The organism is Oscillibacter sp. 1-3 (genome assembly GCF_000403435.2).
Lineage (GTDB): Bacteria > Bacillota > Clostridia > Oscillospirales > Oscillospiraceae > Oscillibacter.
In genome coordinates this window covers 231,559-256,291 of the sequence record NZ_KE159707.1, presented here as the reverse complement: position 1 = coordinate 256,291, position 24,733 = coordinate 231,559, and the positions used below count along the sequence as shown (strand labels likewise).

At 58.3% G+C, this 24,733-nt stretch carries 22 protein-coding genes; 11 read left to right on the top strand and 11 right to left on the bottom strand.

Features of this window, described 5'->3' with window-relative positions:
• Positions 1–513: 513 nt before the first annotated feature.
• Positions 514–1,362, bottom strand: coding sequence for a helix-turn-helix domain-containing protein (locus C816_RS07605; protein ID WP_016321814.1), 849 nt, complete (start codon positions 1,360–1,362; stop codon positions 514–516).
• A 662-nt stretch (positions 1,363–2,024) separates the two neighbouring features.
• Between C816_RS07605 and C816_RS07600 the strand changes: the two genes are divergently transcribed.
• From C816_RS07600 to C816_RS07570, 7 genes are all read left to right on the top strand, one after another.
• A complete protein-coding gene (locus C816_RS07600; protein ID WP_040655116.1) occupies positions 2,025–2,249 on the top strand; it encodes a hypothetical protein in 225 nt (74 codons plus the stop codon).
• Between the two features lie 2 nt (positions 2,250–2,251).
• Positions 2,252–2,860 carry a recombinase family protein gene (locus tag C816_RS07595; protein WP_040655114.1) on the top strand — a complete coding sequence of 203 codons (609 nt, stop codon included), beginning with the start codon at positions 2,252–2,254 and terminating at the stop codon, positions 2,858–2,860.
• A 283-nt stretch (positions 2,861–3,143) separates the two neighbouring features.
• Positions 3,144–8,042, top strand: coding sequence for a leucine-rich repeat protein (locus C816_RS21715; RefSeq protein WP_207636906.1), 4,899 nt, complete (start codon positions 3,144–3,146; stop codon positions 8,040–8,042).
• Positions 8,043–8,343: 301 nt separating this feature from the next.
• On the top strand, positions 8,344–8,637 hold the full coding sequence (locus tag C816_RS24225) for a DUF3847 domain-containing protein (protein ID WP_016321810.1): 294 nt from the start codon (positions 8,344–8,346) through the stop codon (positions 8,635–8,637).
• Complete coding sequence (gene mobQ, locus C816_RS07580) at positions 8,638–10,110, top strand: MobQ family relaxase (RefSeq protein WP_016321809.1); 1,473 nt, start codon at positions 8,638–8,640, stop codon at positions 10,108–10,110.
• Positions 10,111–10,592: 482 nt separating this feature from the next.
• The gene (locus C816_RS07575) at positions 10,593–10,805 is read left to right on the top strand and encodes a hypothetical protein (RefSeq protein WP_016321808.1); all 213 of its coding nucleotides are present in this window, start codon (positions 10,593–10,595) and stop codon (positions 10,803–10,805) included.
• 77 nt (positions 10,806–10,882) lie between these two features.
• The gene (locus C816_RS07570; RefSeq protein ID WP_040655112.1) at positions 10,883–12,520 is read left to right on the top strand and encodes a recombinase family protein; all 1,638 of its coding nucleotides are present in this window, start codon (positions 10,883–10,885) and stop codon (positions 12,518–12,520) included.
• Between the two features lie 110 nt (positions 12,521–12,630).
• Here the strand turns inward: C816_RS07570 and C816_RS25435 are convergent, their stop codons facing one another.
• The 10 genes from C816_RS25435 to C816_RS07525 form a co-directional block, all read right to left on the bottom strand.
• Positions 12,631–13,620, bottom strand: coding sequence for an SH3 domain-containing protein (locus tag C816_RS25435; RefSeq protein ID WP_016321806.1), 990 nt, complete (start codon positions 13,618–13,620; stop codon positions 12,631–12,633).
• Positions 13,621–13,965: 345 nt separating this feature from the next.
• Positions 13,966–14,589 carry a chromate transporter gene (locus C816_RS07560; RefSeq protein ID WP_016321805.1) on the bottom strand — a complete coding sequence of 208 codons (624 nt, stop codon included), beginning with the start codon at positions 14,587–14,589 and terminating at the stop codon, positions 13,966–13,968.
• Positions 14,586–15,128 carry a chromate transporter gene (locus C816_RS07555; RefSeq protein WP_016321804.1) on the bottom strand — a complete coding sequence of 181 codons (543 nt, stop codon included), beginning with the start codon at positions 15,126–15,128 and terminating at the stop codon, positions 14,586–14,588. The genes C816_RS07560 and C816_RS07555 overlap by 4 nt, the downstream gene beginning before the upstream one ends.
• 16 nt (positions 15,129–15,144) lie before the next feature.
• The gene (locus tag C816_RS07550; RefSeq protein ID WP_016321803.1) at positions 15,145–16,149 is read right to left on the bottom strand and encodes a biotin--[acetyl-CoA-carboxylase] ligase; all 1,005 of its coding nucleotides are present in this window, start codon (positions 16,147–16,149) and stop codon (positions 15,145–15,147) included.
• Positions 16,146–16,439 carry a hypothetical protein gene (locus C816_RS23560; protein WP_155978949.1) on the bottom strand — a complete coding sequence of 98 codons (294 nt, stop codon included), beginning with the start codon at positions 16,437–16,439 and terminating at the stop codon, positions 16,146–16,148. Before C816_RS23560 ends, C816_RS07550 begins: the two co-directional genes overlap by 4 nt.
• Positions 16,440–16,997: 558 nt before the next feature.
• Positions 16,998–18,368, bottom strand: a complete 1,371-nt coding sequence (locus C816_RS07545) for a uracil-xanthine permease family protein (protein ID WP_016321801.1) — start codon at positions 18,366–18,368, stop codon at positions 16,998–17,000.
• A 262-nt stretch (positions 18,369–18,630) separates the two neighbouring features.
• Entirely contained in the window at positions 18,631–19,062 is a 432-nt protein-coding gene (locus C816_RS07540) for a 2-thiouracil desulfurase family protein (RefSeq protein WP_016321799.1), read from the bottom strand.
• Between the two features lie 9 nt (positions 19,063–19,071).
• Complete coding sequence (locus tag C816_RS07535) at positions 19,072–19,440, bottom strand: DUF3783 domain-containing protein (RefSeq protein WP_016321798.1); 369 nt, start codon at positions 19,438–19,440, stop codon at positions 19,072–19,074.
• Positions 19,441–19,453: 13 nt separating this feature from the next.
• Complete coding sequence (locus tag C816_RS07530; protein WP_016321797.1) at positions 19,454–19,924, bottom strand: NUDIX hydrolase; 471 nt, start codon at positions 19,922–19,924, stop codon at positions 19,454–19,456.
• A gap of 67 nt (positions 19,925–19,991) precedes the next feature.
• Positions 19,992–20,756 carry a hypothetical protein gene (locus C816_RS07525; protein WP_016321796.1) on the bottom strand — a complete coding sequence of 255 codons (765 nt, stop codon included), beginning with the start codon at positions 20,754–20,756 and terminating at the stop codon, positions 19,992–19,994.
• Between the two features lie 113 nt (positions 20,757–20,869).
• Between C816_RS07525 and C816_RS07520 the strand changes: the two genes are divergently transcribed.
• From C816_RS07520 to C816_RS07505, 4 genes are all read left to right on the top strand, one after another.
• The gene (locus tag C816_RS07520) at positions 20,870–21,736 is read left to right on the top strand and encodes a DegV family protein (protein WP_016321795.1); all 867 of its coding nucleotides are present in this window, start codon (positions 20,870–20,872) and stop codon (positions 21,734–21,736) included.
• Positions 21,737–22,051: 315 nt separating this feature from the next.
• On the top strand, positions 22,052–22,720 hold the full coding sequence (sdaAB, locus tag C816_RS07515) for an L-serine ammonia-lyase, iron-sulfur-dependent subunit beta (RefSeq protein ID WP_016321794.1): 669 nt from the start codon (positions 22,052–22,054) through the stop codon (positions 22,718–22,720).
• A 1-nt stretch (position 22,721) separates the two neighbouring features.
• Positions 22,722–23,594, top strand: coding sequence for an L-serine ammonia-lyase, iron-sulfur-dependent, subunit alpha (gene sdaAA / locus C816_RS07510; protein ID WP_016321793.1), 873 nt, complete (start codon positions 22,722–22,724; stop codon positions 23,592–23,594).
• A 185-nt stretch (positions 23,595–23,779) separates the two neighbouring features.
• Positions 23,780–24,403, top strand: a complete 624-nt coding sequence (locus C816_RS07505; RefSeq protein WP_016321792.1) for an SMI1/KNR4 family protein — start codon at positions 23,780–23,782, stop codon at positions 24,401–24,403.
• Positions 24,404–24,733: the final 330 nt, after the last annotated feature.

Here is a 24,733-nt window from a genome sequence, read left to right as displayed (position 1 = left end):
AGCGACGGCGCCGAAGCCTCCCTTTGCCACGGACAAAGCGCTCAAAGGCACAGGGGGTCCGCCCAACTGGAATACCCAAAACCCGCAGTGCAATTCAGCCTGGACATAGGCAGAGGAAAGCTGCAACACCCATACTTTCGAGGTATTCGAAGTCCGGAGTTTCCCCGGCTACCACAGCGAAACAGGCGGCACAGCAGAATATGAAACGCCAAATACTGGCCAATACAAAGAAGGCGGCAAAGTCAGCGGCCACAATTACAAAACGGGCAGTCCAGGCTGCGGCGAAAGCAGTCACCCATTTGGTCAGCCTGTTAGTAAGTGTTGTGGGCGGCGGGACGCGCGCCGCAGAGAGAACAAAAAAGAGCGGCGGCCCCTTAGGTAGGTGTCCGTAAAACAGTAATCTGAGAAAATTACATTCACGGCATCTGTCAGGCAGGATTGGGCGAACAAAAAGAGGGCAGAGAATGGGAATTCATCCATTCTCCGCCCTCTTTTTACATTTAGGCCGCCTGTTTACCTCTTTTTTCGCTTCCGCCTCTGCGGGGCAGGAACCTTGCCCCGCCTGCTGATATGCTTCTTCATGTGCTCGGACTTGTTCAGAATTCCTATCAAAGTCACAAATTCTTCTTTCGTCAATGAATCATAGTCAATCTCAAGCTGCGACAGGAGTGCTCTTACTATTTTTTCCTCCTTACTCCCTTCACAGTTGAGAGCCGCTTCCAGTTGACGTACTGCTTTCTCTGCCGGTGACTCCGTATCAGCGTCAGCGGTAGTGGCATCGGATTTGTGCGCCTCTCGAATATCCCGAATGATGGGCCGCAGATCCTCAAAAATCACATGAGCGAAGTAATCATCCTCATCTATCTGGACCAACTCCAGCGTGCGCATATTCAAATCATTGTCATCCAGGCCCGCACGTTCCATCAATACTTTGCGCTCGGTTTTGAGAGCGGTGTTGTTATTGCGGATGTGCATGCTGGCAATCCGGTCAACATATATTTCCAGGTCAAGCATAAACCGCCGGAAGTCACCGTGGGCGGCAAGCTCACAAAGCAGCCGGTTGTTAATCCTGCCGCTTTTTAATAGCTCGATCATTTCATCACTCAAACGCAGATCATTCAAATCTGCGTTTGGGTGATTTTTCATAACTGACAAGCCCAGCAGGTAGTCCGTAGTCACACCATAGAACTCCGCCAGTCTGACAACAGCCCAGTGGCTGATGTCTTTTGTGCCTTCTGCTTCATAGCTGCCCAGCGCGGATTTTGAAATGCCGGTCTGCTTCTCAAGCTGTTCCAGCGTCAGCTTCCAATCCTTCCGCAATTCCCAAAAACGCTCGTGCATGCTCTGCTTAGCGTCATCCATATCATTCCCTCCTCTGCAATTATACCGTCTCTTTCGTCATTTTACAACAGTTTCCAGTAATATTCTGTCGAAGAAAGACGGCATTTCCAAGAGTGCGGAAATTTGTCCGTTTCGGGGCCGATTTCCTACCTCTTGGATATACGGGAAAAGGGACATAAAACCGCTATAATTTTAAGTGTCTGGTAGAGACGTGAAAATTGACAAGTGCATGACCGTCCGAATGGGATATGTCCCCCGGCGAAGTGCGCCGCGACTGCCGCAAGGCACGAGCGCACCAGAGGGGACCGCACGCCGCCGCAAATGGGGGCAGGAACGGCTTTCGGGGAGAACGGCAGAAGAATCAGCCTTGAAATCAAGGTTTGCTTTCAATCCATGTGAAAACAGCGAACAAACGAAACTTTTTGTACTGCAATCCATACGAAACAGCGACGCGCCCAACGGCAAACACAGTACGCCGCCCTGTTTGGTTTTTCACGGTTCAGCATGAAGTCACGCCAAACCGTGAAATGCAAAGTGCGTCCCTGTGGACAGGGCTTCATGGGCAGCGGCTCTGTCGGATGGACGCACATCAATCAATCGCACCCGTCTGCGCACCAAATCCGCTGTTGTGGGAATGAGATACGCTGACGGGCGAACACCAAAATATTTCAATTTGAAGGAGGATGAACATGGACACCAGAAACCAAATCAAGTCGTACATTGTCCGGGAGGGCATGACCATGGCCGACCTTGTGGAGAAGCTGGCCGAGCAGTACGGGTGGAGCGCCAGCGTCCCCAACCTGTCCGGCAAGCTGCGCCGGGATTCCCTGCGCTACCGGGAGGCCGTGGAGCTGGCTGACGCGCTGGGATATGATATTGTCTGGCAGCGCCGGAGGGAGGTACGATAACCATTCCTAATACATACGGCTATATCCGGGTGAGTACCCGCGATCAGAACGAGGACCGGCAGTTCATCGCTCTGCGGGAAATGGCTGTTCCGGAGGGGAACATCTTCATGGACAAGCAGTCCGGCAAGGACTTCAACCGGCCTCAGTATAAGAAGCTGATCCGAAAACTGAAGCCGGACGATTTGCTCTACATCAAGAGCATCGACCGACTGGGACGCAACTACGGCGAGATTCTGGAACAGTGGCGGATTCTTACTAAGGAGAAGAAAATCGACATTGTGGTGCTGGATATGCCGCTGTTGGACACCCGCAGGGGCAAGGACCTGATGGGGACCTTCCTCAGCGATATTGTCCTGCAAGTGCTGTCCTTCGTGGCGGAGAACGAGCGCACCAACATCCGCCAGCGGCAGGCGGAGGGCATTGCGGCGGCAAAGGCCAGGGGTGTGAGGTTTGGCAGACCGCCCAGGCCCTTGCCGGAGAACTATCACAGTGCCTACCAGCGGTGGAAAGCCGGAGCGATCACCGGCACAGCGGCAGCAAGGGAGTGTGGGATGCCGCTGTCCACTTTCCGCTACCGGGCAGAGATTTACGAAAAGGCCAAGTTGTTGTAAGGGGGCTTTTTTACAAGAATGTGTACTTTTTTGTAAATCGGCCTTGCTTTTTAGATAAAGTAAGAATACCATATAAATCGCATAGTTTCAATACTTTGACAAGAATTTTTAAGAGTCCAAATCCCTTTACAGGAACGTACACTTTACAGTCAGGAAAGGAATGGTGGCAAATATGAGAAAAAGGGTTCTATCACTAACGTTGTGTCTGTGCATGGTGTTGACGTTGTTGCCGGGGACGGCGTTTGCGGCAGATGAGATAGCGTCCGGGACTTGTGGCGCTAACTTGACCTGGACACTGGATAGCGGTGGTACTCTGCGTATCACGGGAACCGGGAAAATGAGTAATTATAGCGCAGAGCATTATCATAAAAATGATATTCCCAGTGAATATGGCGACGATGAAATTTGGGTTGATGGTATATGGTATTATCACATAACCAGCCCGTGGTTCTCGCACCACAAGGATATTAAGCACCTCGTAATTGAGGACGGTGTAACCAGCATTGGAAAGTACGCATTTTGCGCCTGTGAAAGTATTCAGGATGTAACCATGCCCACCAGTTTAGTCAACATTGGAAATCTGGCGTTTTGGAGTTGTAGTAGTATATCCCGCATAAAAATTCCAGATGGTGTAACTCATATTGGATCGCAGGCCTTTTTGCAGTGTAAAAACTTAATTCGTGCCGATGTTGCGGATAGTGTTACAACAATCGGAGACGGCGCATTCAGTGACTGTTCTCAGTTATATGTGGTAAATATCCCCCAAAATTTGATAACTCTTGCATCCGGTATCTTTTCAGATTGTACAGCTTTGGAACACATTGCGATTCCAAATGGAATAACCACCATTAGCCAACTCGCATTTGCTGGGTGTTCAAATTTGAAAAGTGTAAACATACCAGACAGTGTAACTGCTATCGGTGAACGCGCATTTTCGGATTGCACAAGTCTGCCTAGTATCAGTATTCCAGACAGTGTTACGACTTTTTTTATCAATAATGATGGATGGATAGCGGATGACATCAGCCATTCTCCGTTCAGCAATTGTACAAGTATGACCGAAATTCGTGTAGATGCCAATAATCCAGCCTATATGGCGGTTGACGGCATCTTGTATAACAAAGAAAGAACCATCCTAATCAGCTATCCCGCCGGAAAGTCCGAGAGTACGTTTACTGTACCAGGCAGTGTTTCTGACATTTCCTGGCGCGCATTTTCTGGTGCTTCAAATCTGACTCAAGTTGTACTCCCGGAAGGAATAACGGAAGTCGGGTTTAGCACCTTTCAGGATTGCACAAGCCTAAAAAGTATTAACATCCCTGATAGCGTCACCCTAATTTCCCAGAACGCATTTTCTAATTGTTCCAATCTGCAAAGCATTATCATTCCAGAGGGTGTCACTACATTAAGCGTTTATGCGTTCAGAAATTGCACCAGATTAGAACGTATCACAATCCCCAAAAGTGTAACAGACATGGATGCAAGTACATTTGAGAACTGCAAAAAACTGACGATACATTGTTACAAAGATTCCTATGCGCACCAATTTGCGGAGAACGAAAACATTCCGTACGTCCTTTTGGACGATCCAGATGAGCCGCCTCCTGAGCAAAAGGTTTCTATTCGGTCTGTTTCCCTGATTCGAGATGGCATAACCTCTGATTTGTTGGGCCAACCCCAAAAATTTGAGTATGGCTCCACAGAAACAGCTGATGTGTCTATTGAAACAGACTGGGGAGACGGAGAGCCTGGACGGGTGTTTTTAATTCAGAGCAGAGATAGGTACACCGAGTTACCGGCAACAGATATTATCCCTGGCATGGCATTCGAGCCCAATAGTTCTATTTACGTTATTGCTATCAATAGGGATGCCAGCGAACTACTGGACTGGAAGGAAACAAAGCTCCAAATTGTAGATGCGCCTCCACCCGATACACCGCAGATTTTTATTTCTCCCGAAACCCTTGACCTTTCTATTGGCGAGACAGAAGCGGTTACAGTAACCACCATCCCGGCCGGAGCGCGGTACACCCTCACCAGCAGCGACCCAGAGGTCGTTTCCGTCTCCGACAATACACTGACCGCGCACAAGCTGGGCCGGGTGGAAATCACGGCGGCTCTGGTTGATTATCCCAATGTACAGGCGGTATGCAGTGTTGCCGTAAAAGAGGGCTATGATGATTTGATGTGCGCCATTGCGGCCTGCCAGCTTTCCTATGAGGATGAGCTGATCCGCTACGGCTTCGGGGCCACCGTCGAAACCTTTGCCGATGCCGCAATTGGACCGGATCGAACCCTTTGGAATTGGGCGGTTTGGGATGCGCCACTGTCCGATTTCTATAAAGATGTGCTGGGTGCTTGGAAGATTGTCAACGTTGTTTCCGAACCGTCCGGGCTTTTCGCCGTCGCGCTGGACAACGCGGAGCGGAATCAGAGAATCATTGCGTTCCGGGGAACGGAATCACCCAAGGATATTTGGGCGGATATTGAATTTGCGGTGCTGAACAAGCTGCCGGAACAATTTTCGGACGCGGTGGATTTTTACAAGAGAAGCATCGGGGACGGACGGCAGATTCTGCTGACGGGGCACTCCCTGGGCGGCGCGATAGCCTGCTATATCTCGCTGCTGACCGGAGAGCGGGCGGAGCTGTTCAACGGGGCCAACGGCCTCATTATGGAGGACGCCTATTTCGCCGGTGGAGAGGAGATTTACAAGCATTTCCATAGTGCAGGCGACTGGAATTTTACTAATCATGTGACGGAAAGTAAAAACAACGCTTTTCAGTTCTCTTTGGGGACAGCCACATTTAATGAAGCGGTTGCTTACCCCAACGCGGACAGGCTTCCGGTTCAAATCCACGCGCCTGCTCTCACCGCAACCACCGGGGCGGTAGGCAAAAACAGCTGTCACGACCTCTGTTCCATGCTGGAATATGATCGCTCCTCTGGGAGGTTTTGGCTGACGCAGAGTACGCCATATCGTCAAACACTGCCTGAAGTCCGTCAGTTTGAAATGACAAGGGTAGATGGGTTAGCTTTTATAGAAAACGCATTGAATTTTGTCAAAACTCCGCTATGGCTGGATGCCCTCTCACTGGCTCTGAAGCAGTGTGAGATTATCAGCAATCAGGATCATTTGCAAATACGTTTCAGCTTCGGTTCTTCCGGCGATGATGAAATTATAGACAAAAATCTCATAGAGCAGGTGGTTTTGCTTGGCGGCGACGGAAATGACTATCTCGTTGGCAGCAGTATCAATGACATTTTGGTGGGCGGACTCGGCAGAAACGCGATGGACGGCGGGCCGATGAATGATCTGTACGTGATCACGGGGACAAGCGACCAGTATATCAATGACTGCTCAGGGGTGGATGATATTTATATCCCAAGCAGGGTGCGCGTTCGCTCCTACGAAAATCCCACGGACAAGGTGGATGAGTATTATGTCCTGACCCTGACTAATGGCCAGCGTATCATGATAAACAAAAACAGGAAGCAGGATTTTGACAACCGGTTCCGCGTCTATTCTATGGACGGGACTTCCTGCGGTTCCTATCGGACGGTTCCGCAGGAAACCGAAACCCGCATGATAGCTTTGGCTGCGGAGGATGAACTTGCAGAAGCCGCAAACGGCCTTCCAATTACAACATTGGAAATATCCGGGCGGGATTTGATTCTGGAGGTTCAAGGCGATGCCGGAAATTCTGTTGGGACAGTCAACACCACCGCAGATTCATTTCCCTTGTATAAGCCCTATGGATATTTCTACTATGACCGTCAGGAAGAAACGCTGCGGGCGCATTTGTTCGGCGGCAGCGGGGAGGTCAGAATTTCCTCCGCTGACCCGGTGGCACAAACGGTTGCCTGTACGTCCATTTTCCATAACGCAGAGGACGATCTGCCGCTAAAGCGCTTTACTGCGGAAATTGATTTGCAAGCCTCCGAAACTATCCTCACTCCATCCTGCGTCGTGGAAGAACCTGCGGTGCCGTTTAGGGTCATGGACAACAGTGGAAACACAGAAGATATTCCTGCTAAAACAGAGGACCTAACTGCTCCCCCAAAACCTGATACCCCCGAACAACCTACCCATCACACATTGACCGTTACTAGCGGTTCTGGCAGCGGCTCTTACTCTGCTGGAACACGAATTTCAATCAGCGCAACAATTCCCTCTGGAAAGCGATTTGTTAGATGGGAGGCCAGCGGCGGAACGATTGAGGATTACTTGAGCGCCAGCACCTATTTTGTCATGCCCAACGGAGACGTTACATTAACTGCCATCCTGACGGACGAATCCACAGGTGGCACGTCAGGCGGTTCGTCCGGCTCTAACGGCTGGAGCACCAGCACCACCTATGCTGTCACCGTGGAGAAGCCAGAGCATGGTAAAGTGACCTCCAATCGCACCAACGCCGCCAGTGGCAGCACCATCGCTCTAACCGCAACCCCGGACATCGGCTATGTGCTGGACACCCTGACTGTCACCGACAGCCGGGGGAATGAGGTCAAGCTGACAGCTCAGAGCGGCGGGAAGTACACCTTCACCATGCCCAGCAGGGCCGTGACCGTAAAAGCCACCTTCACGCTCCTGCTGGACGATACGCAAAAGCCATGTGATGGCGGCGCGGACTGCCCCTCTCGCAGCTTCACCGACCTGCGGAGCGTGGGGACATGGTATCACGAGGCCGTGGACTATGTTCTGCGGAATGGTCTGATGGGCGGCTATGGCAACGGCCTGTTCGGGCCGGACAATCACCTGTCCCGCGCCCAGCTTGCACAGATTCTCTACAACAGGGAGGGCAAACCCGCTGTGACGGGTGGCAGCGCCTTTACCGATGTGGCCCCCAGCGCGTGGTATGCCACGGCGATCACCTGGGCTGCGGAGTGCGGCATCGTGGGCGGCTACGGCAACGGTATGTTCGGCCCCAATGACAATATCACCCGTGAGCAGTTGGCGGTCATGCTCTGGCGGTATTCCGGCAGTCCCGTAGCTACCAACAAGGAGCTGCATTTCAACGACGAGAGCGAAATCAGCGGCTACGCTCTGGAAGCCCTGCGCTGGGCCGTGGAGAACGGCATTTTGAATGGCTACGGAGACGGGCGGTTAGGCCCCCAGAGGCAGGCTACCCGCGCACAGGTGGCGCAGATGTTGAAGAATTATCTGGAAAGCTATCAGTAGGGGGACCGGAACGGCGCACTTCTATACATGGTCTGCGACCATGTATCGTGCGCTCTGCGAGGCTGCGGCCCGGACTTCTGAAAGTCCGGGCCGTTTGCGTCGCTGCGCTCCGTACAAGGGGCTGCACCCCTTGCGCCGCTTTGCGGCTATCCCTGCACCCCCGCTGAAACATGACACCCGCTTCGCGTCTGTCACGTTTCAACGGGGCAAAAGCGAACACTGTACCCCTGACCGTTTACCGGACACCCCCGGTAAGCGGTCTTTTTATGTTCAAAATTCTGAATCGAAGGAGACAAACAGCATGAAAAAATCACGAGAGCAGTTGGAGAAAGAGCGGGACGAGGCCATTGCCAAACGGGAGCAGTACCAGCACCGACAGCGCCGATTGGAGAACCGTGTCCACTACTACACCGAGGGCGAGCGGAAGAAGCGAAACCACAGGCTTATCGTCCGTGGGGCCGACGTGGAAAGCGTTGCCCCGGAGGTGCGCGGCCTGAGCCAAGCAGCTTTCCGAAAGCTGGCGGAGCAAATCTTTTCCCTGCCGGAAGTTTCCGCTCTGGTCAGACGCATGATTGACCAGCAGGAGGGCGGATAATTGGCCCTGTTCCATCTCCACGTCACCCAGGTCCGGCGGAGCGAGGGACAGTCCGTTGTTGCTTCTGCGGCCTACCGAGCTGGAGAGAAATTGTATAGCGAGTATTACGGCGAGGTCAGCGACTACACCCACAAGGGCGGCGTGGTCTGTACCGGCATTCTCCTGCCGCCCCAGGTCCTCGCCGAGTACCAGGACCGCGCTACCCTCTGGAACGCCGTGGAGAAGGCCGAGCGCGGCAAGAAAGCCCAGCTTGCATACAGCTTTGACATTGCCTTGCAGAACGAATTTTCTTTGGAGGAAAACATCGCTCTCGCAAGGCAATTTGTGTCCGAGCAGCTTGTGGGCCGGGGCATGATTGCCGACTTTGCCATCCACCAGCCGGACAAGGAGGACGGCGGTATTCCCAATCCCCACTTTCATGTCCTCTGCCCTATCCGGCCTATCGAGGAAAGCGGCAAATGGGGCTTTAAGCAGAGGCGCGTCTACCGTCTGGACGGGAACGGAAACCGCATCATGGGCGAGGACGGCAAGGCCCTCTTTGACGCTGTTCCCACCACCGACTGGGGAAGCCCGGAAACGCTGGAACATTGGCGGGAGGTGTGGGCCGCTATGGTCAACGCCAAGTTCGAGGAAAAGGGTCTGGAGTGCCGCATTGACCACCGCTCCTATGAGCTGCAGGGTCTCGACATATTGCCCACTGTTCATGAGGGCGTGGCCGTCCGCCAGATGGAGGCCAGAGGCATTTCCACCGATAAGGGCGATTGGAACCGCTGGGTGAAAGCGGCCCGAAAAATGCTGAGCAATCTTCGGAAGAAAATCGCTGACCTGACGGATTGGATAAAAGCCATAAAAGAAGAATTGAGACAGCCCCAGGCCCCAACCCTTGCCGACTTCCTGAACGCCTACTATGCCGCCAGGAATGCCGGAGCGTGGAGCCGCAATGCCCGGATTGGAAATCTCAAAAGTTTTGCCGAGGTGGTCAATTATCTGACGGAGAATGATCTGCTTACCCTGGAAGATTTGGAGGCCCGCCTCGCTCTCCGTAACGAGCAGACGGAGGCCGTCAACGATTCTCTGAAAGCTATGTTGGCCCGGAAGAAGGAGGTAGCGGATTTGCTTCATTTGGTTGACCTCTACCGGGAAACCAAACCCATCTACGACAAGTGGAAAGCCATCAAGTGGAAGGGCCAGCGGGAGAAATTCGAGTTGGAGCATGAGGGCGAGCTGCGGACATTCCACATGGCCCGCCGGAAGCTGGACAAGCACCGTTCCCCAGAGGATAAAATTCCCGTCCAGGCGTGGCGGCAGGAGTTGTCGGAGGTACAGCGGAACTATCCCGCTGAGTATGAGCGGTACAAGCACCTACGTGACGATCTGAAAAAGCTACGGCAGGTGAAAAGCTGTGTGGACACCGCTCTGCGCCAGCAGGAGCAGACCCAGCAGAAACGGCGGGAGACAGAGCATGACCGCTGACATCATCCTTTTTAACGTGGCGGAAAAATTTTCCGCCACGTTAGCACAGTAGGTAAACCGCATTTTGCGGCTCACCAAATCAAACTGCGCTGGGCGCAGTCTGGTCTGCGACATTTTGCCGTTGACCAGAATCAGAACGTCAAAATGTCGTTCTGATTGGCGGTCAAAATGTCCGCCACCTCCCTGAGAAATCAAAGGCGAAATGCGCCTGTGATTTTGCGTATGCTGATACAGTCAATTTCAAGATTGCATTTTGCAATCTTGAAATCAGAACGAAAACTTTTCGTTCTGGTCTGCGTCAGAATGCCGCCGACCACCGGGCCACATCAACGTCACCGCCAAAATTTCAATCAGACTTGCACTTTGCAATTCTGATTTTAACGCCAAGTGCATTTTGCACTCCACGTTTGTATCCATGAAATCAAAAGTGCAAAATGCACTTTTGATTTCACAACAATTTTGAAGATTTGAAAGGAGAGCCTATGAGCAATGACGCTTTGAAAATCAATAAAAACGGACATATCCATGTGAAAAACCTTTCAGCCTATTGGATTCCTGAACTAACCGCCGCAGAGGTCATCGCCGGAACGCTCTATACGGTCACGGGTAGCTATGAGGGGACCGAGAGCTTTCTGCACAAGTTGGAGCGCATTACCACCAAAAATTTTGCCGAAAAGCTGGAGGGTTCTGAATGACAAACGCCCCTGCCTCTGCTATAATGAAGTCAACCAATCCTGTACTGACAGTTGCTCCCTTGAAGGAGGATACAGAAATGTTAGGAGCAACGAATAAAATCACCGCCCTCTACTGCCGGTTGTCTCAGGAGGATGAGCGGTCAGGGGAATCCTTGTCGATTGAGAATCAAAAGGCCATCTTACTCCAATATGTTAAAGACCACCATTTTCCAAACCCGGTGTTTTTCGTGGATGACGGTGTAAGTGGTGTGACCTATGACCGCCCCGGATTTCAGGCAATGCTGGCGGAAATTGAAGCGGGCAACGTGGCTGTCGCCATTACGAAAGACCTCTCCCGGCTGGGACGGAACTCCGCATTGACCGGGCTCTACACCAACTTTACCTTCCCGCAGAACGGCGTCCGGTTTATCGCCATCAACGACAACTATGACACCATCGACCCTAACAGCGTGAACAACGATTTTGCCGGAATCAAGAACTGGTTCAACGAATTTTACGCCAGAGATACCAGCCGCAAAATCCGGGCCGTTCAGAAAGCGAAAGGTGAGCGAGGTGTGCCGCTGACGGTCAATGTCCCCTATGGCTATGTGAAGGACCCGGAGAATCCAAGACGCTGGCTGATTGACCCGGAGGCTGCCCAGGTAGTACGGCGCATTTTCCGGATGTGCATGGAGGGGCGAGGCCCCCAGCAAATTGCCAATCAGCTTCGGACCGACAAGGTATTGACTCCGACCGCCTACAAGAAGCAGCAGGGCCGCAGCACTCCGAATCCGGACCCGGAAAATCCTTATGGCTGGGGCGACAGCTCTGTTGTCAAAATCTTGGAACGCCGGGAATACACGGGCTGTACTGTCAACTTCAAGACCTACTCCAACTCAATTTGGGACAAGAAGCAGAGGGAGAACCCGATTGAAAAGCAGGCGATCTTCCCCGGCACCCACGAGCGCATCATTGAGGACGATGTGTTTGAGAAGGTCCAGGTGATCCGTCAGCAAAGGCACCGCATGACCCGCACTGGCAGGAGCAGTATCTTTTCCGGGCTGGTCTACTGTGCCGACTGCGGCTCTAAGATGCAGTATGGCTCATCCAACAATGGTGACTTCTCCCAGGATTTCTTCGACTGTTCCCTTCACAAGAAGAACCGAGAGAAATGCGGCGGGCACTTCATCCGTGTCAAGGTTCTGGAACGCATGGTTTTGAAGCATATCCAACTGGTGACGGGTTACATTCTGCGGTACGAGGCCCACTTCCGTATGGTCATGGAACAGCAGATGAAGCTGGAAAGTTCCGAGAAAATTTTGACCAGCAGGAAGAAACTCAACCGGGATGAGAAGCGCATTGCCGAGTTGAAGCGACTGTTCATCAAGATTTACGAGGACAACGCCAGCGGGCGACTGAGTGATGAACGGTTTGATATGTTGAGCCAAAGCTATGAGGCGGAGCAGAAGCAGCTTGAGGCCGAGGTTGTCAGTCTGCGGCAGGAGATTGAGGTACAGGCGAGACAGAGCGAGAATATTGAAAAGTTCATTCAGACGGCGCAGAAGTATGTGTCTATTGAGACGCTCGACCCTTACGCCCTCCGGGAGCTGGTCCAAGCAATCTATGTGGAGGCTCCGGACAAGTCCAGCGGTAAGCGGCGGCAGAATATTCACATCAAGTATGACGGCCTGGGATTTATCCCTCTGGATAAACTGATGAAAGAGGAAACGGCGTGACCGAAGCCACGCCGTCCCTTGAAAACACTACGTTTTCAGCTTTTTTCAAAAATACTGTTTTACGGCCCCCGTTCCTTCCGGGACCGCCGCTCTTTTCATATTCCGCGTATTCAGTTGGACAGGAACTCACCCTTCATGTAGCCGGTGGTGGTCACGCCGCCCACGTTGGAGAAGGTGATCTCGTACCAGTCGTTGCCCATGCTCTGCACCACTTGGACAGAGCCGCCGTTGGGCACGGTGGCCAGAATATCGTAGTTGGTGCCGGGGCCGGAGCGGACCCGCACGCCGTTGCCGCCGTTGATGACCGTTGCAGCGCCGGTTTTCAGGGTACCGCCGCTGCTGGGCGTGGTGGTGGGCGTGGAGGGCTGCGGCGCGGGCTGGGTGCTGCTGCCCGCAGTCACCCGGACGGTGCAGATGACCTTCTTGCTGCCGTCAGTAACCAGAATGTGGGTGATGCCCGCGGAGATAGGAGTCACATTGCCGCTGCTGTCCACGGAGGCGATGCCCGGGTCCTCGCTGATCCAGGTATAGGTGCCGCTGCCGCCGGAGACCTTCAGCTGATAGACTCCCTCGGAGATCTTGCGGGTGAAGTCGTTATCCCTGATATTGGTGTAAGTCAGGCCGCCGGGCAGGGCGCTGGCGCTCTCATAGCTGGCGGTGGGGCTGGAGGGCGTGGTGGTATTGGTGTCGCCGGGCGTGGTGATGACTGGCTCGTCAGGCATATCGCCGTTGGGCTCGTCCGGGTCCGTGACGGCGGGGTCCTGCGCCACGGGGTCCTTCTGCACCGGCTGAGCGGGCGTGACGGGGTCCTCCACGCCGGGCTTGTCGTCCGGCTCCTTGTCTTTGCCGAATTTGTCGGCGATCTTGTCTCCCCACAGCAGGTATACCAGCAGGGCGGCCATAAAGAGAATCAGCACCACCAGGGTGGGCGTCACCAGATTGGGCTGGCGGCCGCTGCCGACACCCACGCGGCGTCCGCTCCGTGGCGGAGCGCGGCGGACCTCCTCCTCCCGGTCCAGGTCCTCCTCCTCGCAGAAGGGACAGTAGCGGTATGTATCGGAATATCTCTCCCCGCAGACGGGGCAGCGTTTCATTGCCATGGTAGTCCTCCTGTAATTGACGGTTTCACATTCTACATAATATCGGTTTTTGCGCCTCCCGTCAAGTACGGCTGTCGAATTTTTGAGAAACCCGCCGCTTCCAGCCTCCGCCGGGCAAGAAAAAAGGACCGCCGTAGGGGCGGTCCTCATACGGTAACTATTATTAAGCCCTGTTTGAAAAAAGCCAAAACGCCCAAACGGTGGATCTTGATCCGCCACTCTGCGTTAAATGTTCTTGCCGGGCGTCAGCCCGCCTGCAAAAATTTGCCTTGATTGGCGAAAAAATCTCTCGCCGCTGGGCATTCCGCCGTTTTTCAAACAAGGCCTAATTAAGATAAACGCCTCTCACGTACCCGCGAAGCCGAACGCCACGCCCACAACGGCGGACAGGGCAATGAACACAATTGGGTGCAGCTTTTTGGTGGGCTTGACCCAGTTGGTCAGCGCCAGCAGCAGCGCCGCCAGCAGCAGTCCCCGCCAGTTCAGCAGGGCCGTCAGGCCGCCGTCGCCCAGGCGGAAGGTCTTCACCAGGCTCCCCTCTCCGCCGGCGGTCTCCACGTTTGTCAGCACCTCCAGCACAACGGAGGCGCAGGCGGCGCCGATGAGGCCGGTGGAGGCGGGCCGCAGGCCGTAAAAGGCCCAGTCCACGTACACGTTGTCCCGGAAGCTGCGGAGGATGGCCGCCACAATCAGGATCACGATGATGGAGGGCGTCACCTCGCCCAGCGTGGCGATGACTGCCCCGGGGACGCCCCCCACGGAGAAGCCTACGTAGGTGGCCATGTTGATGCCGATAGGGCCGGGGGTGGACTCCGACACCGCCAGCATATTCATCAGGTCGCCGTAGGTGTACCAGCCGGTGGTCTCGCCGATGTTCTGGAGGAAGGGCAGCGTGGCCATGCCCCCGCCCACGGCGAAGAGGCCGGTTTTGAAAAACTCCCAGTAGAGCCGCAGATAGACGCCGATCATGATTTCCTCACCTCCAGATTTTTCAGGAGGATGCCCGCCAGGGCCGCCGCGACGACGAACCACACCGGGGACAGGTTCAGGAACAGTCCCCCCGCCAGCACCAGCAGGAAAATGGCCGCTGTGCGCTTATCCACCACGGACTTTTTCAGCAGCTTAATCACCGCGTTGAAGATCAGCACGCACACGCACACTTGAATGCCGGCAAAGGCGTTTTTGACCCAAGCCAGGTGGGCAAAGTTGGTAATCAGGCCTGCCAGGATGGAGATGATGACAAGGGACGGAAATACCACCCCCAGAGTGGCCAGGATGCCCCCCGCCGTGCCGCCGCACTTCTGGCCGATAAACGTGGCGGTGTTCACCGCGATGATGCCGGGGGTGCACTGGCCGATGGCATAGTAGTCCGTCAGCTCCTCCTCGGTGGCCCAGCGCTTGTTCTCCACCACCTCACGCTGTAGGATAGGCAGCATGGCCATGCCGCCGCCGAAGGTGATGGCGCCCATTTTGGCAAAGGTCCAAAACAGTTCCCAAAGAAGTTTCAAAATATTGCCTCCATTCTCACTCGGTGTATCCGTACATACCCCGGACGGACACCTCGCCGGAGCGGACGGTCTTCGTCTCGCCCGCCTCAGTCCGCACCACCAGGCTGAATTCACGGTTGATGTCCAGGGCCTGGGCGGTCTCCCGGGCGCCGTCCGGCGAGATCAGCTGCACGGTTCTGCCCAGGTTCACGCAGTCTCGCCGGTAGGCCTCCAGATACGCCGACAGGTCCCCCGCCAGCAGGCTGGCGTACAGCTTATCCAGCGCCCGGATCTCCGCCGCCGCCAGGGCCGGACGGGACACGCTCCGCCCCAGGGCCATGGAGAGGGAGGTCGCCACCTCCGCCACCTCCGGGGAGAAGTCCTCCGCCGTCTGCCCCACGTTGACGCCGATGCCCAGCACCAGGTACTGCACCCGGCCCGTCTCCCCCTCCAGGGAGAGCTCCGTCAAAATGCCGCAGAGCTTCCTGCCCCCCAGCACCGGGTCGTTGGGCCACTTCAGCCCCGGGCGGACGCCGCAGAGCTCCTCCACCGCGTCGCACACCGCAACGCCTGCCATAGCCGTCACCGGCAGCAGCCGCTCCGGCGGGAGATGGGGCCGCAGCAGCGCCGTCAGGTACACGCCCTTGCCCCTGGGGGACTGGAAGGAGCGGTCCATCCGCCCCCGTCCGGCGGTCTGAAGGTCCGCCGTCACCACGGCGCCGTCCGGCGCGCCCTCCTGGGCCAGCTGCTTGGCCCGGATGTTGGTGGAGTCCAGCGTATCGAAGCACCGCAGCTCCCGGCCCACCACCGCAGTTTTGCCCAGGAAGCTGCGGATTTCCGCCTCGGTCATGGCGTCCGGCACGGCAGCCAGGCGGTACCCCAGGCCCGTGCGGGCCTCGATGACATAGCCCTCCCTGCGCAGGGCGTCCACCGCTTTCCATACCGCGGCGCGGCTGAGGCCCAGCCGGCGGCTCAGCTCCTCGCCGGAGAGAAACGCGCCCTCCCCGTCCCGCAGCAATTCCAGCACCGTTGCACGGCTCATGGTTCCGCCTCCTTCAAAAGAGCCGCCGCGCCCGGCGGCCTCCCGATCTTGTTCGCGGCTATGATGATACCACATTTTTCTTCCTCTGTAAACAGGCAAGAGGTCGGGAAATCTCCCCCTTGCGGCGGCTGGGGACGTGTATTATAATCAAATGATAACAGGGGCGATTGGTACAGCTTCTGAAAATCGGCAGAATGGCGATTTGGCGCAGGAATCCTGAAGGATTTCAAAAAAGCGGCGCCGTCTTGGCGGAAAGAGATCCGCCAAGACGGCGTTTTTCCATTGTTCAAAGAGCCTCCGCCAGAGGGAAAGACCGGGGACTTTTCGGATGTCTGAACATCGGAATACCCGCAAAGCCATGGAGTTTATCATGGCGCCGCGGCGGACGGAGCGGCTTGATCCTATTTATACGCTGGAGGTAACTGTTTATGGCAGACATTCGGCTCAGCCCGGGGGAAGCGCTGATCGGCCGGGGACTTTTTCCTGCCGGGAGCCTGTGGGAGTGCTGAACTCCTGCCAATGTTGGCATGCCACAGTCTATGTGACCGACCGGAGAGTCCGGAGCTATCGGGAATTTGAGCTGAAACGCTCAGAGATAAGAGGCTTTACCGTGGGGAAACTCCTTTTGTGCATTGCCACTGTGACAATTTGGCGCCGGGGGGAGAATCGTATACCTTCACCGGCTTTCCCATCAAAAAGCTGCAGGGCTGGCTGCAGCAGGCGGGAATCCAGAGGCTGCAGGAGCGGCAGGGCGTCACGGAATGGCCCTGCCGGCCCGACTGTTGGCCGCCCCGGAGAGACACGCTCTCCGGGGCGGCTTTGTCTGTATCGGAAATCGGCGCGGGAGATCAATACCGCCCCAGGGAGGCGGCGGTGTCCGCGCCCTCGCTCTGGCCGAACTGGAAGTCGTTGCCGGGGAGAACGGCGTTGAGCGCGATGCCGGCGATGGCCGCGATGGCCAAACTGGTGAGGGTGATGGACACGCCCCCCACGGTGAAGGTCAGCCCGCCGGTGAAGCCCAGACCGCACACCAGAATCACGGCGGCGATGATGAGGTTCCGGGAGTTGGTGAAGTCCACCCGGTTCTCCACCACGTTCCGCACGCCGATGGCGGAGATCATGCCGTAGAGGATGAAGCTGACGCCGCCCACGATGGCCGCGGGCATGGTGTTCACCAGCACCGCGAAGGCGGGGGAGAAGGACAGCACCAAGGCATAGACGGCCGCCAGGCGGATCACCCGGGGGTCATACACCCGGGAGAGGACCAGCACGCCGGTGTTCTCGCCGTAGGTGGTGTTGGCGGGGCCGCCGAAGATGGCGGAGAGGGAGGTGGCGATGCCGTCGCCGATGAGGGTGCGGTGCAGGCCCGGGTCCTCGATGAAGTTCTCCCCCACGGTGGCGGAGATGGCGGACATATCGCCGATGTGCTCCATCATGGCGGCCAGGGCGATGGGGGCCATCACCAGGATGGAGGAGATGTCAAACTTGGCGATGGAGCCGCCGAAGTCGGTGAAGAAGGGCTGAAGGCCCAGAATGGGGGTCAGGCCGCCGGTGAGGCCGCTGATGTCCAGGGCGGAGAAATCCACCTTCCCGGCCGCCAGGGCCACCACGTAGGACCCCACCACGCCCAGCAGGATGGGGATGATCTTGATCATGCCCTTTCCCCAGATGTTGGCCGCCACTATGATGACCATGGCTACCAGGGCCAGCCACCAGCAGGTGGAGGCGTTGTTCACGGCGGAGGGCGCCAGATTCAGTCCGATGAGGATGATGATGGGCCCGGTGACCACTGGGGGCAGGTAGTGCATCACCTTGTGGACGCCCACGGCCTTGATAATCAGGGCCAGCGCCACGTACAAAAGGCCCGCCACCACGATGCCGCCGCAGGCGTACTGCAGCTTCCCGGCGGGGTCCATCCCCGCGTAGATGCCGCTGTCCAGCCCCGCCACGGCGGCAAAGCCGCCCAGGAAGGCGAAGGAGGACCCCAGGAAGGCGGGGACCTTCATCCGGGTGCAGACGTGGAAGAACAGCGTGCCGATACCGGCGAAAAACAGGGTGGTCTGGATGGACAGGGGCAGGCCGTAGGAGTTCACCAGGATGGGCACCAGAACCGTGGCGCCGAACATGGCGAACATGTGCTGGAGGCCCAGGATCAGCATCCTGGGCACGCCCAGCGTGCGGGCGTCCCGGATGGGGGCGGTGCTGTTGGTCTCTTTCATAGATTCTCTCCTCTCATTTGTTCCGCTGATTTTGGTGCAAAAAAATACCGGCTCCAAAGCCGGTCAGAAAAGGGAAACGCCAAAAATGGAAAGGAGAGAAACCACCGCCGCACTTTTCACCGCTTTCAGCATGGTATCCCCTCCTCTTCATTATTTTTATCAATTATACAGAAAACCATTCCCCGGCACAAGCCCGTTTTCAAACGAACCGGGCAGAAAATATCCCCTGAAAATTGTAAAAAATGACAGAGGCCGCCCTCTTTCATTTCAGCAGCTCCTCAATGCGGGATTCTCCGTACACCGGAACGCCGTGGGACGCCAGCAGTGCCGCCGTCACGCCGTCCCCGGCGGCGAGAGTCCCGGAAAAGGTTCCGTCATAGATTTCCCCGCGGCCGCAGGAGGGGCTGCGCTCTTTCAGCACCGCGGCCCCGCACCCCAGCATGCGGCACAGGCGGAGGGCCTCCTCCGCGCCCCGGCGGTACTGCTCCGTCACGTCGGCCCCATCTCCGGTCACCACCCGGTCCCCCCTCCGCTCCGCCGGGGGGCGGGGCGTGGGCAGTCCCCCCAGCTGCTCCGGGCAGACGGGCACCAGCGTATGCCGCTCCGCCAGCCGTTCTGCCAGGGGATGCGCCTTGGACGCGCCGTCGTACCGGCAGCAGGTCCCCAGGAGGCATGCGGACACCAGCAGCTTCATGGCCCCGCCTCACTTTCCCGAGAGGGCCCGCCGCTCCCGGCTGAGCTCCTCGAACAGGCGCAGGGCGTTCCAGCCCCGGTTGTGGTCCGTCAGCACCGCCTTGAGGCAGTCTGGCCCCGCCCCGGCCTGGGCCAGAACCGGCAGCAGCGCCGCAAGGCGGTCCTCCAGGCCGCAGAGCACCATCATCCGTCCCCCCAGAGGCCCGCCGGCATAGGGGACCCCGGCGCCGCCCTCCAGCCCCGCCAGGGCGGCGATGGGCCGGCCGTAGTCCCCCCGGGCCACGGGCACCGCCTCCGCCCCGAAGGGCTCCGCCGCAGCGCTCACCGCCAGGATGGCGGGCAGGTCCTCAAATCCGAACAGCAGTATCTTTCCGGCCATGCAAATTGCCTCCTCACGTTTTCAACGGCTGTCCGTTCAGCCATGCTCCGGACAGCTTCTCCCCCTGGTATTGCAGTTTCAGCGAGAAAAAGGGCCCGCCCGCCTCCAGCAGGTCCAAAAAAATCTGATCCCCCGCCCACATGGGCAGGGACCGGAGCGCCGCCTTTTTGATCCAGGCCAGCTCCCCCTCGCCGCAGGGGATGGGCGCGCCTGTCCACGCCGAGGCGGTGAAGAGGTGCATATACTCCGTTGGCGCCTGGTCGGAGACAAAGGTCACAAGCCCGCGGTAGCGAAAGTCCGTCAGCGTCAGCCCCGTCTCCTCCCGGGTCTCCCGGAGGACGCAGTCCTCGGGGCTCTCCCCCTCCTCGCACTTGCCGCCCACGCCGATCCACTTGTCGCGGTTCAGGTCGTTCTTTTTTTTGACCCGGTGGAGCATCAGGTACTCGTCCCCCCGCTCCAGGTAGCACAGCGTCGAGTTCAGCACGGGGCATCCCCTCCTTTGTTTTTCCATTATACCCCTTTTCGCCGAAAAAGAAAAGGGATTTCCATTTTCAGAAATAGCGCGCCATCTCCGGAAACCAGGTCCCCAGGTTGTCGTCCAGAGAGAGACCATAGGCCGGAGCAGCGTTCTCTCCCTCGTAGATGTAGTAGCAGTCCAGACTGCCGTGGGTGATATAGGCCCGCTCATAGCACAGCCGGCCCGCTTCGTCACAGAAGAACTCCCGGGAGGACCCGGTGGTCCCAAACAGCATGGGATTTTGTCCGAAGCTCCCGCGCCGGAGCACGCCGCCCTCATCATAGGTCCACGCAAGGCAATAGATCCAGACCCGCTCCTCCTCATGTCCCGGCTCGTCCAGCCGCCCGGAGGAGGAAAACGCCGTCAGGCGGCCCGCTTCGTCATATGTCCGCTCCTCCTCCACATCCTCCACCCCCTGGAGCACCGCCTCCGGCGGCGCGGTGAGGTCCTCTTTCCACCGGCAGTCTCCCTCCGCCAAAGAGAGTCCCTGAAAGCCGAAGCCGTACAAAACCGGGTCCCCGTCCTCCGAATACCGGTAGCGGATGCCCACCCCGGTCTCCGCCGCCGCGTTGTACCACAGCGTCAGCTGAGGGCTGCCGTCCGGGCCGCCGTACTCGTAAAAGGGGACCTCCGCCTCAAAGCCGCAGGCCCGGAAAACCGCCTCCAGGTCGGCGCCTGTCTCAAAGCCGCCGCCGTGTACCAGAACGGAGGAGGACAGGGCCCGCCCCGCCAGCGTCAAAGCCGGCTCTTCCAGGCTCTCCGCCGGCCGGAGCTCCGCCCGCGCCTGCGCACCTGCCAAAACCGTCGGAAGCGTTTTTTATAGAAGGACCACGCTTTTCCCTCTTGCAGTTTCCATTCGTTTGTGCGATAATCGTTGCAATACCATTTTTTGCTTGAAACTGGAGATGACTTATGATTCCACAAAAGATCGCCCTGCTGACGGACTCCTGCGCCGACCTGTCCCCCCGTCTGGCGGAGGAGAACCATATCTACCGGGTGCCGCTGCGGATTTTGTGCGCCGACGGGGAGTACTCCGACGGCGTGGACATCTTCGGGGGGGACATTTACACCCGCCTGCGCGCCGGCGAGCTGCCGCAAACCTCGCTGCCCTCCGGGGAGGACATCGAAAAGACCCTGCGCCAGATCGTCATGGACGGGTATGACGGCGTGATCGCCGTGATGCTCTCCAGCGGTCTCTCCGGCACCTACAACCTGGTGCGCCTGATCGGCGAGGAGTGCCGGGGAATGCTGCCGGTGAAGGTGTACGACTCCCTCAGCGGGTCCCTTGGCATGGGGATGACCCTCCTCCAGCTGGCGGAGGACATCCGCGGCGGCATGGAGTGGGAGGAGCTGACGGAGCGGCGGGTGCCTCAGCTGATTGCCGGGTCCCATCCCTTCTTCTCGGTGGACACCCTGGAGTACCTGATGAAGGGCGGGCGCATCGGCAAGGTCACCGCCACGGCGGGGACGCTGCTGCAGATCAAGCCCATCATCACCTTCGCCCCCGACGGGCAGCTGCAGTCCGTGGCCAAGGTGCGGGGCCGCAGCCAGGTGATGGACAAGCTGGTGGCCATGGCGGTGAAGGCCTGCGGCGAACATAAGCGGTACAATCTGGCGGTGGCCAACGGCGGCGCTCCTGCGGAGATGGAGACCGTGCGCCAGCGGCTGATGACCGCCCTGCCGGACTACGACCACATCTGGGAGGGCGAGATCGACGGCACGCTCAGCGTCTACATCGGCGACGGCGTGCTGGGAGCCGCCGTGCAGGTGCTGGACTGAGAATATCGAGCGGGATGCCGGAAGGCGTCCCGTTTTTTTCGGCCGGAGAGCGCAGAGAACAGGCTTTGTCTGAAAAAGGTCAAAAGGCCCAGACGGCGGATCTTTTCGCCGTGCCGCGTAAAAATTCTTGAAATACAAAGAGTATTCCCACGAGTCTTTTGCTCTGTCCGGCGAGAAAACTCTCGCCGCCGCGCATTTGCCAAACAAGGCCCAAAATGCGCGGCCGGACGCTTTCCAATACGGTCTGGACTTGTGAAAACAAAGCCGGTGTGGTACGCTGAAAAAACGGCGCCGGCAAGGAAAGGAAGATGTGCGATGTTGGATATTTTTGATATTCTGGGCCCGGTGATGGTGGGGCCCTCCAGTTCTCACACGGCGGGGGCGGTGCGCATCGGGCGGATGGCCCGGACGCTGCTGGACGGTACGCCTGTCCGGGCGGAGATCGGCCTGTACGGCTCCTTCGCCGAGACGGGCCGGGGCCACGGCACGGACAGGGCCCTGGTGGCGGGGCTCCTGGGCATGACGCCGGACGACCTGGACGTGCCCCGGAGCTTTGCCGTCGCGGCGGAGCGGGGGCTGGAGTTCACGTTCCGCACCGTCCAGCTGCGCAGCGCCCACCCTAACACGGCGGTGCTGGACATCACGGCGGAGGACGGACACCGGCTGGCGCTGCGTGCGGCCTCCACCGGCGGCGGGCGCATCCGGGTGGAGCAGGTCAACGGCGTGAATGTGAACTTCACCGGCGACTTCAACACCCTGATCGTCCGCCACCACGACATCCCCGGCACCCTGGCCTCCATCGCCCGGGAGCTCAGCAAGTTCCGGGTGAACGTGGCCAACATGAGCCTGTGCCGGGACCGCCGGGGCGGCGCTGCCCTGATGGTGCTGGAGACGGACCAGCGGGTTTCCACCGTGACGCGGGAGATGGTGGCGGAGATCCCCGGTGTGGAACGGGTGACTTATTACGAGAGGGAGGCGGACTGAGATGGATTCCATACGTGAGATTCTGGATGCGGTAAAGGCGGAGAACAAGCCCTTCTGGCAGGTGGTGCTGGAGACGGACCTGGAGGAGCGGGAGGTGACGGCGGAGGCCTCCTTTGAGAAGATGCGGATGACCTGGCGGGCCATGCTGGAGTCTGTGGAGAGCTACCAGGGGGAGCGGCGGTCCCTCAGCGGCCTTGTGGGGGGCGACGGAGCGCGGATGCGGGACTACGCCGCCGCCGGGGACACCCTGTGCGGTCCCTACCTGCGGGAGGTCATCGCGGCGGCGCTGTGCGTGGGGGAGTCCAACGCCTGTATGCGCAGGATTGTGGCGGCCCCCACGGCGGGGGCCTGCGGCGTGCTGCCGGCGGTGCTGGCGCCCCTCTATCGGGCGGGCCGGGCGGAGGAGGACGAGCTGGTGCGGGCGCTGTACGTCTCCGCCGGCATCGGCGCAGTAATCGGCTGCCGGGCGTCCATCGCCGGGGCCTCCGGCGGGTGCCAGGCGGAGATCGGCTCCGCCTCCGCCATGGCGGCAGGGGCCCTGACGGCTCTGCGGGGAGGGGACGGGGAGCAGATCGGCCACGCCGCAGCCATGGCGCTGAAAAACCTCATGGGTCTGGTCTGCGACCCCATCGCAGGGCTGGTGGAGGTGCCCTGCGTGAAGCGGAACGTCATTGGGGCGGTGAACGCCGTCAGCTGCGCGGACATGGCCCTGGCGGGCATCACCAGCCGGGTGCCGGTGGACGAGGTCATCGACTGCATGGGCGACGTGGGGCGGCGGCTCCCCACGGAGCTGCGGGAGACGGCCCTGGGAGGTCTGGCCGCCACGCCCTTTGGAAAGAGCGTGAAGGAGCGGATGGAGCGGGGAGAGATCTGAGGAGCCGCATCAATGACGGCAGTGCGCAGATTGGCGGGAGAATTTTTTGTCCGGCAGGGAGGAACAACGCGGGAATCCTGGCGGATTTCAAGCTTTCCTGACGCGGCTCGGGCGGAAGATGCTCCGTCAAACTGCGTGCCGCCGATGGGAACAGGTGAAAATCATATGAGACAGGAGGCAGGAACGTGTTATTCAGAAAACTCTTTGAACGCAGGGCGCCCCAAGAGCCCAAGACGCCGGAGCGGGGGCCGATGCTGATCTCCGGGTTTGACACCGCGGACATCGAGGCGCTGACGGCGGCCTTTGAGAAAAAGCACAAGCTCCGGCTGCCGGACCAGTACCGCCGGTTTCTGCTGAAATACAACGGCGGAGAGACGCCCAACACCGAGTTTGCCGTCGGGGAAGTCTCTTCGGACCTGCGGGCGCTGTATGGCCTGGGCGGCGCGGACCCGCGCTGTCACTTTGACAAGCTGGGCCGGCGTCTGTCCGGTTTCTTGAAGGAGGGAATGCTGCCCATCGGGGAGAATGTGTGGGGCGACACGGTGGCGCTGAAAATCTCCGGTGAGGACGCGGGCGGCGTTTACTTCCTCTACCACGACCGGCCCAGGGAATATCTCCCCCTGACGGCGGATTTTGCGGCCTTTACGGCCCAATGCGCCAGCAGGCCCCTGGGGCCCATCCGCTCCGTGGAGGAGCGGGCGGAGGCCCTGCGGAGCCGGGGAAAGGCGGTCACACCGGAGCTGACGGAGCTGTGGGAGCGGGAGATCGCCCATCTCCGGTCTCTCCGCCAGGAGCCTGTGGAGTTTTGAGGGAGAGGGGAGCGGCTATGGAGAAGAGCGGGCGAAATTTTCGCCTCACCGCCGCCCGGCTGCGTTGGAGCGCCCTGGAGCGCTGATCCCCATCTGGCTCTATGGCGGGAAGAGGGGCCGGGGCGGCCGGGTTCTCCGGTACGGGTCCTATGCTTCTACCCCTTCATATGCTGGCGCTGTACCTGATTAAATTCATGGCGCGGCGGACGGAAAGGACCCCTGGAGCATCTGCTCCAGGGGTCCTGCAGACTGTCAAAAAACGCTGGAGTTTCGTCAGCGGAAAGGAAGGGTGTGTGCGGGAAACCCAAGAGGGGTTTCCTGCGCCATTGA

Bases quoted from the DNA above. Each gene is read 5' to 3' on its own strand.
- C816_RS24225 (WP_016321810.1), top strand. From the start codon at position 8,344: ATGAAAAAATCACGAGAGCAGTTGGAGAAAGAGCGGGACGAGGCCATT.
- C816_RS07605 (WP_016321814.1), bottom strand. From the start codon at position 1,362: ATGGATGACGCTAAGCAGAGCATGCACGAGCGTTTTTGGGAATTGCGG.
- C816_RS07570 (WP_040655112.1), top strand. From the start codon at position 10,883: ATGTTAGGAGCAACGAATAAAATCACCGCCCTCTACTGCCGGTTGTCT.
- C816_RS07550 (WP_016321803.1), bottom strand. From the start codon at position 16,149: ATGAGCCGTGCAACGGTGCTGGAATTGCTGCGGGACGGGGAGGGCGCG.
- C816_RS07600 (WP_040655116.1), top strand. From the start codon at position 2,025: ATGAACATGGACACCAGAAACCAAATCAAGTCGTACATTGTCCGGGAG.
- C816_RS07540 (WP_016321799.1), bottom strand. From the start codon at position 19,062: ATGAAGCTGCTGGTGTCCGCATGCCTCCTGGGGACCTGCTGCCGGTAC.
- sdaAA (WP_016321793.1), top strand. From the start codon at position 22,722: ATGGATTCCATACGTGAGATTCTGGATGCGGTAAAGGCGGAGAACAAG.
- C816_RS07545 (WP_016321801.1), bottom strand. From the start codon at position 18,368: ATGAAAGAGACCAACAGCACCGCCCCCATCCGGGACGCCCGCACGCTG.
- C816_RS25435 (WP_016321806.1), bottom strand. From the start codon at position 13,620: ATGGCAATGAAACGCTGCCCCGTCTGCGGGGAGAGATATTCCGATACA.
- C816_RS07560 (WP_016321805.1), bottom strand. From the start codon at position 14,589: ATGATCGGCGTCTATCTGCGGCTCTACTGGGAGTTTTTCAAAACCGGC.
- C816_RS07575 (WP_016321808.1), top strand. From the start codon at position 10,593: ATGAGCAATGACGCTTTGAAAATCAATAAAAACGGACATATCCATGTG.
- C816_RS07520 (WP_016321795.1), top strand. From the start codon at position 20,870: ATGATTCCACAAAAGATCGCCCTGCTGACGGACTCCTGCGCCGACCTG.
- sdaAB (WP_016321794.1), top strand. From the start codon at position 22,052: ATGTTGGATATTTTTGATATTCTGGGCCCGGTGATGGTGGGGCCCTCC.
- C816_RS07535 (WP_016321798.1), bottom strand. From the start codon at position 19,440: ATGGCCGGAAAGATACTGCTGTTCGGATTTGAGGACCTGCCCGCCATC.